Here is a 12199-nt window from a genome sequence, read left to right on the forward strand (position 1 = left end):
GGATATAAGATGAAGAAAGAATTATGGGAAAAAGCAGTAGGTTTTCATGGACATGAGTGTCCAGGTCTTGCAATAGGAGTAAGAGCATGTGAGGTAGCAATGGAAAAGATGGGTATTGGATGTGCAGAAGATGAGGAAATAGTTTGTATTACAGAAAATGACGCTTGTGGAGTAGATGCAATTCAATCTTTATTAGGGTGTTCCATAGGTAAAGGAAACTTGATTTATAGAGGAACAGGAAAACAAGCATTTTCATTTTTTAATAGAAAGAATGGTGAAAAATTACGTCTTTATTTTAAGGGAGTAAGTCATACAGACGATAGACAAGAAAAGCAAAAATTTATTTTAGAAGGACCTATAGATGAAGTATTTGATTTTTCTGTACCTAAATTTGATTTACCAGAACAAGCACGTATTTTTACTAGTATAGAATGCCAATGTTGTAAAGAAAAGGCACCAGAGCATAAAATACATTTACAAGGTGGGAAAGTTGTATGTGAAGATTGCTTTAATCCATATAATAGAGGATGGTAAAAGTTAAAATATACAAATGTAAAAGATAAAAAAGGGGGATAAAAATGAAAATTATTAAACGTATTTTACCTATGTTACTTATATTAATGTTGGCTATTACAGGATGTAGCCAGACTTCCAATGAAAAAGAAAAAGATGAATCTAAAACAAAAAAAATAACAGATGTTTTAGGAAGAGAAGTAGAAATACCTAGCCAAGCGAATTCTATTGTGGCCTTAGGTGCTGGAGCTTTAAGAATGGTATGTTATATGCAAGGAAGTGATAAGGTAGTAGGGGTAGAAAATTTGGAAAGTGAAATAGCTATTTCTAGACCATATAGTTATGTTTATCCAGAACTTGCTAAATTACCTGTAGTAGGTGAAGGAGGAAGTAATGGTAGCACTGCTTATCAAGAAGAAATAATAAAAGCAAAACCAGATGTTATCATAGCTGCTTATGATAAAGATATGGCACAAGATCTTACTGAAAAAACTGGAGTTCCTGTAGTTGCAGTTTCTTATAACGGTATATTTGATAAAAACATGGATAAATCATTGGAATTAATAGGTGAAGTTATTGGAAAACAAGATAGAGCTAAAGAATTAATTACATATATGGATGAATTAGAAAAAGATTTAAATGATAGAACTAAGGATATAGGTGATAAAAATAAGCCAACAGTATACACTGGTGCAGTAAGTTTTAGAGGAGAGCACGGATTTGAAGGAACTTACGGAAAATATCCTCCTTTTGAGGCAATAAATGCAAAAAATGTGGTAGATGAAACTAAGAAAGAGGGAGCTTTATTAGTAGATTTGGAAAAAGTGTCTACATGGGACCCAGATATAATATTCTTAAATCCTCAAAATATGAAATTAGTAAATAAAGATTATAAGAAAAATCCTGATTTTTATAATTCTTTAAGTGCTGTAAAAAATAAGAAAGTTTATTCTCAGCCATCTTATAACTGGTATACAACTAATGTGGAAATTGCCATTGCAGATGCTTACTATGCAGGTTCTATAATATATCCAGAACAATTTAAAGATGTAAATGTTGAAGAAAAAGCTGATGAAATCTACCAAAAGTTTTTAGGTAAAAAGTTATATAGTGATTTTGAAAAAGAAGGATTAGGATTTGGGCCTATTACTATTGGAGAGTGATTGGATGTTAGCAATTAAACAGCATGGAGTATTAAATGACTATAATCAGTATGTTTATAAAAAAAGATTAATATTATTTATTATATTTTTACTTACTGCTGGAATGGGACTATATGCAATCAGTGTTGGTTCATCTAATTTGTCTGTAATAGAAGTAATAAAAACTCTTGTAGGACAAGGCAGTAAACAGAGTAATATGCTTTTATACAATATAAGATTACCACGAGCTGCTATGGCAATAGTATCTGGAGTAGGATTGGCTATTACAGGATGTGTAATGCAAAGTATTTTGAAAAATCCTTTAGCATCAGCATCAACATTAGGAGTATCTCAAGGAGCAGCTTTTGGAGCAGCTCTGGCTATTGTATATTTTGGAGCAGGTTCTATACAAAGCAATACAGCGGATGCTGTAGCAATAAGTAATCCTTATATGACAAGTATATGTGCTTTTATTGGATCTATGGGAGCTACAGCTGTTATTTTATTACTTTCTAGATTTAAAAAAGTAACTCCTGAAACAATGGTCCTTGCAGGCGTTGCCATAAGTTCATTATTTTCTGGAGCGACAGCTTTAATTCAGTATTTCGCCAATGATGTTCAGGTTGCAGCTATAGTATTTTGGACTTTTGGAGATTTAGGAAGGGCTTCATGGAGAGAAATATTAATTGTAACGGTAGTATCTGGACTCGCACTTATATATTTTATGTACAATCGTTGGAACTATAATGCATTAGAAAGTGGAGAGCAAACAGCAAAAGGATTAGGAGTAAATGTACCGACTATGAGAATTGTAGGTATGGTAATAAGCTCTTTGACAGCATCGGTTATTGTGTCTTTTGTTGGAATAATTAACTTTATAGGTTTAATAGCGCCTCACATAATGAGAAAATTTGTAGGAAACGACTATAGATATTTAATACCTGCATCAGCCATATTGGGAGCATTCTTATTGTTATTTAGTGATACTATAGCTAGGATGGTTATATCTCCAATTATTTTACCAATAGGAACAATAACATCTTTTATGGGAGCACCACTATTTTTATATATTTTATTTAAAGGGGTTGAAAAATAATGATAAAAATAGATTCCTTAAAATTTTCATACAAACATAATGCTAAGATTTTAGATGATATAAAGTTTGATGTGGAAAATGGAGAGTGCATAGCAGTACTTGGTAATAATGGAGCAGGAAAAAGCACCATGCTAAAATGTTTAAATAGAATAATTTCTCCACAACAGGGAAGTGTTTATGTGGAAGAAGAAGATGTGCTTCAGCTCAAACAAGGAGATATTGCAAAAAAGATAGCTTATGTAGCTCAAAAAAACGAAGCCACTAAATTTACTGTATTTGATGCTGTATTATTGGGGAGAAAGCCCTATATAAAAGTTAGCGAAACTAGAGAAGATATAGAAATAGTTGAAGATGTAATAAAAAGAATGGGGTTAGAAGATTTTTCATTAAGATATTTAGATGAACTTAGTGGAGGAGAGTTACAAAAAGTAATGCTAGCGAGAGCTTTGGCACAACAGCCTAAGGTTTTATTACTAGATGAGCCAACAAGCAATTTAGATTTAAAAAATCAACTTGAAGTATTGAAAACTGTTAATGAGATAGCTCATGAAAATAATATTTCTGTAATAATTGTAATACATGATTTAAATTTAGCATTAAGATATTGTGATAAATTCATATTTTTAAAAGATAGAAAAATATATAATTATGGCGGCATAGAGATAATGTCTCCTGAAAATATTGAAGAGGTATATAAGGTACCTGTAGAAGTAAAAACTTATAATAATAAAAGTATAGTTATACCTTTAATATAAAAATTAGTTAAAAATATTGTATTATGAGGTAAAAATTATGTTTATACTAAACTTAATATTTTATTAAGATTTAGTTAATAAATGGATAAGTCTAATAGTGTAAAATAAAAGTGTATTAATTAGGAAATATAGTTATAATTAATACTTATAAATAAAAAGTATAATATTCTTCAGCATTTGGTGACTGTAGAATACTATATAAGGAGAGACAGTATGAAACATAATATTAAGATTTTTTTCAGCATAATTTTATTAATTTTACTTTTAGGAATGATAGGTGCAATAGGACTTAATAAGCTATTTAATACAGAATATAGCTCATTAAATGACATGGATAAGAATATGATAAAGCAACTATCACAAGTTTATAAAACATATGATAATAATTCGAAGGATATATGGAAAGAAGGATATAATTTTAATAATATACCACTTGTATTAACTCCAGTAAACAAGGATAGAGGAATGTTACATGCATACTCATATGTTGTAGGAGTTGATAAATTAGAAAATTCAATATTCTCTAAAAAAATAGAAGTTCCTAAAGAAATGAATTTACCACCTATTTATAGAGTATCCTTCTTATCTCCATATCTACTTAAGACATGGATGCCAGTAAATTTTCTTTTTTCAGAGATAGGAAATCAACATGTTACTCTTTTTAAGTATAATCCTTTGAATGCTAAAACAATGAATACAGAAAAGTCATTTAAATATTTTTTAATGCATGAAGTATTTCATGAATATAGACAAGTGCATCTGTGGAAAAATGTAGATAACTTATCTTCTAATATTTTTATAGACAAAAGAAATAAAGATCAATATCAACTTTTATTATTAGAGTTTTCTATTTTGGACAAAGCTAATGAAATAAGTAATAGAGATGAATTAATAAATGTTTTAAATGATTATGTTACAGTAAGAGAACATCGTTACGATAAATTTCCAGATATGAAGCAAGAAAAGCAAGTTGAAACATTAGAAGGATGTGCTCAGTATGTAGAATATAGCTATGCTAGTTTAGTTGGAGATACTGTAAAGCCACCATTCACTGTAGATGGAAAAGTATTAGGATTTAAAGATGTATTTACTAAAGAAACATTAGATAATTTTGTTAAAGGTTCTGGACTAAATGGATTCATGGATAAAAACTTATATTACTATGTAGGTTCATTAGAAGGAGTGCTTTTAAATAAGTTACATATTAATTGGAAAGATAGGGTAGAAAGTAATGAATTAATTTATGATGTCATGAAAGAGGAAATATATAAACTGGCAAATGGCAAAGTAGACAACATCGACCATATTAAAAATGAATATGATTATAATAATTTCAGTGATGAAGCAGAAGTTATTATAAATAATTTATAAGCTAAAGGTTTATACCTTTAGCTTATTTTTTATTTTACAGAAAATATATAAAAATCATATTAACCAATAATTAACAAAAAAAGATAAAACCTTACAAGAATTTAATATATACCTAACATTTGATTGTTAACATATAAATGTAATAAAAATATTGCATGGGAAAAGGGAATTAAGTATGAAAAAGAATATAATAAAAAATCCTTTAATAGCTGCCGCAAGATCTGAGAATCTAGATAAAGCTGTAAGATCTAATGTTTCAGCAGTTATATTAATGGAAGTAAAATTAAGTTACTTAATAAAAGAAGAATTTAAGAAAAATAATGACAATAAACCTATATTTATACATTTTGATTTATTAAGAGGTCTTTCAAATGATGTTGAAGCAGTAAGGTTTATTAAAGATAATATAAACCCAAAGGGAATAGTATCAACTAAAAGTACAGTATTAAATGCTGCTAAAAAAAGAGGGCTAATGACAATACAACGAATATTTTTAATCGACAGCAAATCTCTGAAAAATTCTATAGCAAGTATTATAGAAAATGATCCAGATATGGTAGAAGTTATGCCTGCTTTATGTGGAGAAATTGTAAATAAATTAAAAAAAGAAATAAATAAACCAATTATTCTTGGTGGATTGATAGATAAAGAAGAACAAATCATTGAAGGCTTAAGATGTGGGGCTGATGCCATATCATTTAGTAAGGAAGCATTATGGAATATGAAAATAGATAAGGAAATAATTCAATAAAAATTATACGGATAGATTTATTTAGCGAAGACATCTCTTTGGTCACATGAGCAAAGCGAATTTTATGATTAGTGGTGGAGACTGGAGAAAACCGTTAATTGTGAAATAAGTAAGAGAGGAGGTTAACTTTACAATTTTTAGTTAAAGGAGTTTTGCATGAGTATAAAAATGGTAGTATCCGATTTAGATGGAACTTTATTCAATAGTGACTGTGATGGATATGAGGTATCAAAAGAACTTATATCTAACGTGGAAGAATTTAAAAGCAAGGGAAATATATTTACTATAGCTACAGGAAGACCTATAGAGACAAGTATAGAAGTAGCTAGAAAAGTAGGTATTAATGCACCTTATATAACTTATAACGGAGCTAAAATAATAGATATAAAAGGAAGAAAAATTTATTCGGAGGTTTTTTCATTAACTGAAATATTATCTTTTTTAAGAAAAATTGAAAAATTTGGTGCTTCAATAATATTTTATGTTAATGGGAAAGTGCTTTGTTTCAAATATACAGAAAGAATTGCTGTATATGAGAAAAAAGAAATTACAAAGTGTGAAGAAGTAGATGAATCTTTGTTTGAAACGGATATAAAAGTAAACAAAGTATTAGTAATTGGAGATGTAAAACGATACAAGAAGGCTTGGAGCAATCTAGATATCTCCATAAGAGAGAAATTTAAGTATGTGATTTCGGAAGACGATTATTTTGAAATAGTTCAAAGTAATATATCAAAAGGAAAAGCATTGAAGATATTAAAAGAACATTTAAGCATAGAAAATCTGGAGATCATAGCTATTGGAAATCATATGAATGATAAAGAATTGATTGAAGTAGCTGATATTGGTTTTGCTGTTAACAATGCAGTAGATGATCTAAAAGAAATAGCCGATTATATAACAAAAGAAGATTACGAGAATGGTGTTATAGAAATACTAAAAAAATTCATGTAATAATTAGGAGAGAGAAAATGAATAAAAAATTAGTTAAAATACTTTCTTTAGTTAGTGTATTATCATTATTTACTGTTGGATGTAATAATGGTGGAAGTAGTGCACAATCATCTGATAAAAAAGTAAAAATAGAGTACTGGCATGTGAATGCTGAAACTCAAGGTGGCAAAAGTGTAGATAAATTAGTTGAGGAGTTCAACAAACAAAGTGACACAGTAGAAGTAGTAGCTAAATACAATCCAGATATGTATAAGGGATTATTACAAAACTTTCAAGCTGAAGCAGCAACAGGCTCTACACCAGATTTAATACAAGTTGGTTGGTCATTTTTAGATTATTTTTCAAATAATTTCGCATACACAAAATCTCAAGACATAATAGATAAATATTTTCCAGAGGATAAAACATTTTTAGAAGATAACTTCTTACCAAATATTTTAGATCTTGCTAAAAACAGTGAAGGAAGTCAAGTTGGTATACCTTATTCTTTAAGCACACCAGTATTATACATAAATAAAGATATATTAAAAGAATGTGGATTGGATGAAAATGGTCCAAGAACTTGGGAACAAGTTCAAAAATTTGCTAAAACGATAAAAGAGAAATCTAAAAAATACGGTGTTTATATACAAGAACCAGCTGATAACTGGGCGACACAAGCTTTATTAGAAAGTAACGGAGCTAGGATGATAGCTGATGGAAAAGCGACATTTGCATCTGAAAAAGGTATAGAAGCATATGAAGCTTATGCAGATATGGTTAAAAATGAAGAAGCATTACATATATCGTGGGATGAAGGTGTTCAATCGTTTATAAATGGTGAAGTAGGTATGTTATATACCACAATTGCAAGAAGAGCAAGTATACAAGAAGGTGCATCTTTTGATGTGGCAGCAGTTAATTCACCAGTTTGGGAAGGTGAAGATGTAAGATTACCAGCAGGTGGATGTTTCCTTGCAATTACAGCCCAAGATGAAGAAAAGCAAAAAGCAGCATGGGAATTCCAAAAATACTTATATAATGTAGAGTCTATGGCTGAATGGACTATAGGAACTGGTTATGTGCCTCCAAGAAAAGATGTGGCAGAAGCTAAAAACGGATTAAAAGATTTCTTAAAAGAAAATGAAATGATGAAAGCAGCTACAAGTCAAATAGAAGGTGTTGTATCTTGGACATCTTTCCCGGGAGATGCTGGTCTTGAAGCAGAACAAATATTGTTAGATACAAGAGATCAAATTCTAGGTGGCAAAATATCAGCTAAAGATGGATTAACAGATGCACAAAATAAAATTAATAAATTACTAGAGAAACAATAAAATTCATTTTGATAAAAGGTAGAAAAATAATTTCTACCTTTTATTATAAAGATATAAATAAGGAGACATTAAATGAGTAAAAAAAGAAGTATTTACAAAATCAAAGATAAATTAACTCCCCACTTGCTTATATTGCCATCAATTTTAGCTTTTGCATTATTTATGTTTTGGCCATTAATCAGAACTATATATTTAAGTTTCTTTTCATGGAATATGGTTAAACCAACAAAAATTTTTGTAGGATTAAATAATTATATTGAAATATTTAATAATCCTCTAACTTATAAAATTATGGGAAATACATTTTTATATATATTAATATTACTTTTAATAAACTTTGTGGCTCCATATATACTATCATTTATACTTTCTGTAGTAATAACAAAGGCAAAAGGATTCTATAAAAGTATTATATTTCTACCAAGTGTAATTTCTTTAGTAGTAGGTTCTATATTATATCTATGGATTCTTAATCCTATTTCTGGACCAGCAGCAGTAATTGCAAATTGGTTTGGAATAACATTACCTGTATGGACCAAAACAGACGGATTAGTAATAGTCATATTAAGCATAATTACAAGTTGGAAAATTTTTGGATATAACTTTATTGTTGTTCTGGCTGGGGTATCAGGTGTATCTAATGAAGTTATAGAGGCAGCAAAACTAGATAACATTCCAATGTATAAGATATTCATAGACATAATAATACCAATGAGTAGTGCAACAGGAATTTACGTATTGATTATGACGATAGTTCAAGGATTACAGTATGTGTTTACTCCTATAAAAGTTATTACTCAAGGCGGGCCAAACTATGCAAGTTCCAATGCTATTTATAATGTTTATCAAGAAGCTTTTGTATTATATAAGACGGGCACAGCATCGGCATTTGCAATAATAACGATGGCATTATTCATAGTATTGTTAATTTTAGAGTTCAAGTATGTAGAAAAAGGAGTGCACTATGAAAACTAAATTCAATTCAGAAACAAAATATCACATAATTTTAGGTATATTTGTGATAATATCCCTTTTTCCAATAATATTTGCCATATCAAGTTCATTTAAAAGTTTAGGAGAAGCATACAATAATGTATTGGGGCTTATACCAAACGAACCAACATTAAACAACTATATAGAAGTATTTAAAAGACTACCTTTTATAAATATAACAGGAAATACTTTTTTTATAGCTACAATGGTTACATTATTTAAGGTTACAACATCTGTTTTAGCAGCATATGCATTTGTATACTTTGATTTTAAATATAAAAATATTTTGTACTTTGTAATAATAAGTACCATATTCATACCCTTTACGGTGACTATGATACCAAATTATTTAACCATATCTCAGTTAGGTTTGAGAGATAGTTTATGGGGAGTTATATTACCTCAGCTAAGTGATGCCACAGGAATATTTTTACTTAGACAGTCTATGAAGACTATACCTAAATCGCTTATTGAAGTTACAGAAATAGAAAAGATAAGTCATTTTAAAAGAATGAGAGATATTATAGTTCCAATGGTCAAACCAGCAATAATTTCAACAGGAATAATGTTCTTTATAAACTCTTGGAATGAGTATGTTTGGCCAGTATTAATATTAAAGACTAAGGAAAACTTTACGCTACCTTTAGCCCTGCAGCTATTTATAAGTGCAGAAGGAGGAACTGATTTTACTGTGGCAATGGCAGTATCAGTTATAACAATGATAATACCTTTAATACTATATATAATATTCCAAAAACATATTATAAATACTTTTACATCATCTGGAATAAAGGGATAGGAGAGAATTATGAAAGAAATTGTATTTGAAAATATATGCAAAAATTATGGTAAAACACAGGTTGTAAAAAATTTAAACTTAACTATAAAAGAAGGGGAAAGATTAATTATACTAGGTCCATCTGGCTGCGGTAAATCTACTATTTTAAGAATGATAGCTGGCTTAGAGAAACCCACATCAGGAAAAATATATATAGATGGTAAATGTGTAAATGAAGTAAAAAGTGGCGATAGAAATATTGCTATGGTATTCCAAAACTATGCATTATTTCCTCATATGACAGTAAAAGAAAATATAATTTATGGACTTAAAGCTCATAAAGTTACTAAAGATGATATAGAGAAAAGATTAAATGCGGCAGTAAAAATGTTAAAATTAGAAGGCTTAGAAGAACGTAAACCTAAGGACTTATCTGGTGGTCAACGTCAAAGAGTTGCCCTTGCTAGAGCTGTAGTAAAAAGAGGTGACTTCTTCTTATTGGATGAACCTTTATCAAACCTTGATGCTCAATTAAGAGGTCATGCTAGAAAAGAATTGGTAAAAATTCACGAAACATATAAGCAAACTTTTATATACGTAACTCATGATCAAGTGGAAGCAATGACTATAGGAGATAGGATTGCTTTAATGAATAAAGGTGACTTGCAAATGCTTGATACGCCACAAAATGTATACAATAAACCAAGTAATATATTTACTGCTAAATTTATAGGTTCACCATCTATGAATATATTTGATGTTGATTATAAAAATGGATTTATAAATTTAGATAATCAAACTATAGATATACCAAATAGTTGGATTAAACTTATAGAGTCAAATCAAATAAGTCATCTTTCTTTTGGAGTTAGACCAGAGCACGTTGAGTTATCTAGGATACAGGCAGTAAACTCATTTAAAGGAGTTGTAAAATATATTGAAGACTATGGAAATAAAATAGGTGTATATTTTGAAATAGAGGGCAAAGAAGTAATAGCATTAGTGGATGATGATGCATTTAAAAACGGTGATGAAATCTACTATAAACCTAATTTTAAGAAAATACATTTATTTAATAGAGAAACAACAACGTCAATAGGATACCCAGAGGAGATATAGGATGAATATTTATATAAGTACAAACATGTATAAAGTAAATCAGCTGGATGAAGTATTTAATATACTGGAAGCTATTCAATACGAAGATATGGGGATAGAGTTATTTACAGAATTTAATGATAAGGAATTTGTAGAGATAGTTAATAAAAATATTAATAGATTTAAAAAATATAAAATTTCATTACATGGTCCATATTATAAAACTGAACACTCTGCACAAAAAGGTTCTGCTATTTATAATAAATCAAAGGCGTATTTTATGGATACTTTAAAATTATCTAAGGAGTTAAACAGTTCATATATTGTTTATCATCATAATAATTGTAAAATATATGATAAAGAAAAAATGATTAATAACTCTAAAATAAATTTAGAAGAATTAAATGAATTATCTAAATATTATAATGCCAATATAGTAATAGAAAATGCTGGTGTAATATCCAGTCAGAATATGTTGTTTGATCAGGAAGAATTTATTAAGATTTGCAAAGAAAGCAATAATGATGTATTAATAGACATTGGCCATGCCTTTGCAAATGGATGGGATTTAGAGTATGTAATTAAAGAGTTAAAAGATAAAATAGTGTCTTATCATCTACATAATAATGATGGTGATAGAGATAGCCATGATTCAATAAGTTATGGAAAGCTAAGTATGGAAAAGTTTATTGAAATATATAAAAAATACACTAATAAAGCAGATTTAGTTTTAGAATATAGCAAAGATTATAGAGATAAGGTTAATATTTTAATTGAAGATATAGCTTATATAAAATCTAAAATTTAATAATAAATGAGAAGGCATTGTTAAAGAGCAATGTCTTTTTAGTATGAAGCTAATTTGGTAGAAGGTATTTAATAATTTTACAGTTCATGTGAAATTAGTGTTAAAATGTATAAATAATATAATTATAATGAAAAATAGATAGCACATTTATTATATGGAGGAAATTATGAATATTTTGGATATAGGAATAGATATTGTGGAAATTGGAAGAATAAAACAGTATATGAACAAAAATGAAAACTTCTTAAAAAAATTATTTACAGAAAATGAAATAAAACTATTTAAATCAAAAGGATATGCTTCGCAGACGGTAGCTGGAAATTTTGCGGCTAAAGAAGCTATAAGTAAATCTCTTGGACTAGGCATAAGGGGTTACGACTTAAAAGATATAGAAGTTTTAAGAGATGAATTAGGAAAGCCTATAGTAATAACACATAATAACTTAGAAGAAATATGTAGAAATTACAATGTCCTAGAAATAAAAGTATCAATATCTCATGGTCAAGACTATGCTATCGCCAACGCTATGACTATAATAAGAGAAAAATTTATGTAAAAGAGGTTGACTTATTCCTTTGTATGTAATATAGTTTGAATATCAAAATAAAAGCTGGATTATTAATT

13 protein-coding genes are annotated in these 12199 nt (G+C 28.7%); all 13 read left to right on the forward strand.

The genetic code is table 11. The annotated features are described in order from the left end of the window. Positions 1 to 9 precede the first annotated feature (9 nt). The 13 genes from TEGL_RS02620 (at position 10) to acpS (ending at position 12131) form a co-directional block, all read left to right on the forward strand. The gene (locus TEGL_RS02620; RefSeq protein WP_027626975.1) at positions 10 to 534 is read left to right on the forward strand and encodes an FmdE family protein; all 525 of its coding nucleotides are present in this window, start codon (positions 10 to 12) and stop codon (positions 532 to 534) included. Between the two features lie 44 nt (positions 535 to 578). After that, the gene (locus TEGL_RS02625) at positions 579 to 1676 is read left to right on the forward strand and encodes an iron ABC transporter substrate-binding protein (RefSeq protein WP_051149959.1); all 1098 of its coding nucleotides are present in this window, start codon (positions 579 to 581) and stop codon (positions 1674 to 1676) included. A 4-nt stretch (positions 1677 to 1680) separates the two neighbouring features. Then, positions 1681 to 2751 (forward strand): FecCD family ABC transporter permease, encoded by a 1071-nt coding sequence (locus TEGL_RS02630; RefSeq protein WP_154653297.1) that lies wholly within the window; start codon positions 1681 to 1683, stop codon positions 2749 to 2751. Beyond that, positions 2751 to 3506, forward strand: a complete 756-nt coding sequence (locus tag TEGL_RS02635) for an ABC transporter ATP-binding protein (RefSeq protein ID WP_207637450.1) — start codon at positions 2751 to 2753, stop codon at positions 3504 to 3506. The genes TEGL_RS02630 and TEGL_RS02635 overlap by 1 nt, the downstream gene beginning before the upstream one ends. A gap of 213 nt (positions 3507 to 3719) precedes the next feature. Next, a complete protein-coding gene (locus TEGL_RS02640; RefSeq protein ID WP_027626971.1) occupies positions 3720 to 4877 on the forward strand; it encodes a hypothetical protein in 1158 nt (385 codons plus the stop codon). A gap of 175 nt (positions 4878 to 5052) precedes the next feature. Further along, positions 5053 to 5628, forward strand: a complete 576-nt coding sequence (locus TEGL_RS02645) for a glycerol-3-phosphate responsive antiterminator (RefSeq protein ID WP_027626970.1) — start codon at positions 5053 to 5055, stop codon at positions 5626 to 5628. Positions 5629 to 5784: 156 nt separating this feature from the next. Next, positions 5785 to 6582 (forward strand): Cof-type HAD-IIB family hydrolase, encoded by a 798-nt coding sequence (locus TEGL_RS02650; protein ID WP_027626969.1) that lies wholly within the window; start codon positions 5785 to 5787, stop codon positions 6580 to 6582. A gap of 17 nt (positions 6583 to 6599) precedes the next feature. Beyond that, positions 6600 to 7898, forward strand: coding sequence for an ABC transporter substrate-binding protein (locus tag TEGL_RS02655; RefSeq protein ID WP_027626968.1), 1299 nt, complete (start codon positions 6600 to 6602; stop codon positions 7896 to 7898). Between the two features lie 72 nt (positions 7899 to 7970). Beyond that, a complete protein-coding gene (locus tag TEGL_RS02660) occupies positions 7971 to 8873 on the forward strand; it encodes a carbohydrate ABC transporter permease (RefSeq protein ID WP_027626967.1) in 903 nt (300 codons plus the stop codon). Further along, entirely contained in the window at positions 8863 to 9690 is an 828-nt protein-coding gene (locus TEGL_RS02665; RefSeq protein ID WP_018590949.1) for a carbohydrate ABC transporter permease, read from the forward strand. The genes TEGL_RS02660 and TEGL_RS02665 overlap by 11 nt, the downstream gene beginning before the upstream one ends. Positions 9691 to 9699: 9 nt before the next feature. Further along, positions 9700 to 10788: an ABC transporter ATP-binding protein gene (locus TEGL_RS02670; protein WP_027626966.1), complete on the forward strand. Its 1089-nt coding sequence runs from the start codon at positions 9700 to 9702 to the stop codon at positions 10786 to 10788. 1 nt (position 10789) lies between these two features. Continuing rightward, positions 10790 to 11575 carry a sugar phosphate isomerase/epimerase family protein gene (locus TEGL_RS02675; RefSeq protein ID WP_018592444.1) on the forward strand — a complete coding sequence of 262 codons (786 nt, stop codon included), beginning with the start codon at positions 10790 to 10792 and terminating at the stop codon, positions 11573 to 11575. 166 nt (positions 11576 to 11741) lie between these two features. Further along, positions 11742 to 12131 carry a holo-ACP synthase gene (acpS, locus tag TEGL_RS02680; RefSeq protein WP_018592443.1) on the forward strand — a complete coding sequence of 130 codons (390 nt, stop codon included), beginning with the start codon at positions 11742 to 11744 and terminating at the stop codon, positions 12129 to 12131. Positions 12132 to 12199 lie beyond the last annotated feature (68 nt).

It is taken from the genome of Terrisporobacter glycolicus ATCC 14880 = DSM 1288 (assembly GCF_036812735.1).
In the GTDB taxonomy this organism is placed as follows: Bacteria; Bacillota; Clostridia; order Peptostreptococcales; family Peptostreptococcaceae; genus Terrisporobacter; species Terrisporobacter glycolicus.

Coding starts and splice junctions, on each gene's coding strand:
- TEGL_RS02645 (WP_027626970.1), top strand. CDS start 5,053: ATGAAAAAGAATATAATAAAAAATCCTTTAATAGCTGCCGCAAGATCT.
- TEGL_RS02630 (WP_154653297.1), top strand. CDS start 1,681: ATGTTAGCAATTAAACAGCATGGAGTATTAAATGACTATAATCAGTAT.
- TEGL_RS02650 (WP_027626969.1), top strand. CDS start 5,785: ATGAGTATAAAAATGGTAGTATCCGATTTAGATGGAACTTTATTCAAT.
- TEGL_RS02635 (WP_207637450.1), top strand. CDS start 2,751: ATGATAAAAATAGATTCCTTAAAATTTTCATACAAACATAATGCTAAG.
- TEGL_RS02665 (WP_018590949.1), top strand. CDS start 8,863: ATGAAAACTAAATTCAATTCAGAAACAAAATATCACATAATTTTAGGT.
- TEGL_RS02640 (WP_027626971.1), top strand. CDS start 3,720: ATGAAACATAATATTAAGATTTTTTTCAGCATAATTTTATTAATTTTA.
- TEGL_RS02655 (WP_027626968.1), top strand. CDS start 6,600: ATGAATAAAAAATTAGTTAAAATACTTTCTTTAGTTAGTGTATTATCA.
- TEGL_RS02670 (WP_027626966.1), top strand. CDS start 9,700: ATGAAAGAAATTGTATTTGAAAATATATGCAAAAATTATGGTAAAACA.
- acpS (WP_018592443.1), top strand. CDS start 11,742: ATGAATATTTTGGATATAGGAATAGATATTGTGGAAATTGGAAGAATA.
- TEGL_RS02675 (WP_018592444.1), top strand. CDS start 10,790: ATGAATATTTATATAAGTACAAACATGTATAAAGTAAATCAGCTGGAT.
- TEGL_RS02625 (WP_051149959.1), top strand. CDS start 579: ATGAAAATTATTAAACGTATTTTACCTATGTTACTTATATTAATGTTG.
- TEGL_RS02620 (WP_027626975.1), top strand. CDS start 10: ATGAAGAAAGAATTATGGGAAAAAGCAGTAGGTTTTCATGGACATGAG.
- TEGL_RS02660 (WP_027626967.1), top strand. CDS start 7,971: ATGAGTAAAAAAAGAAGTATTTACAAAATCAAAGATAAATTAACTCCC.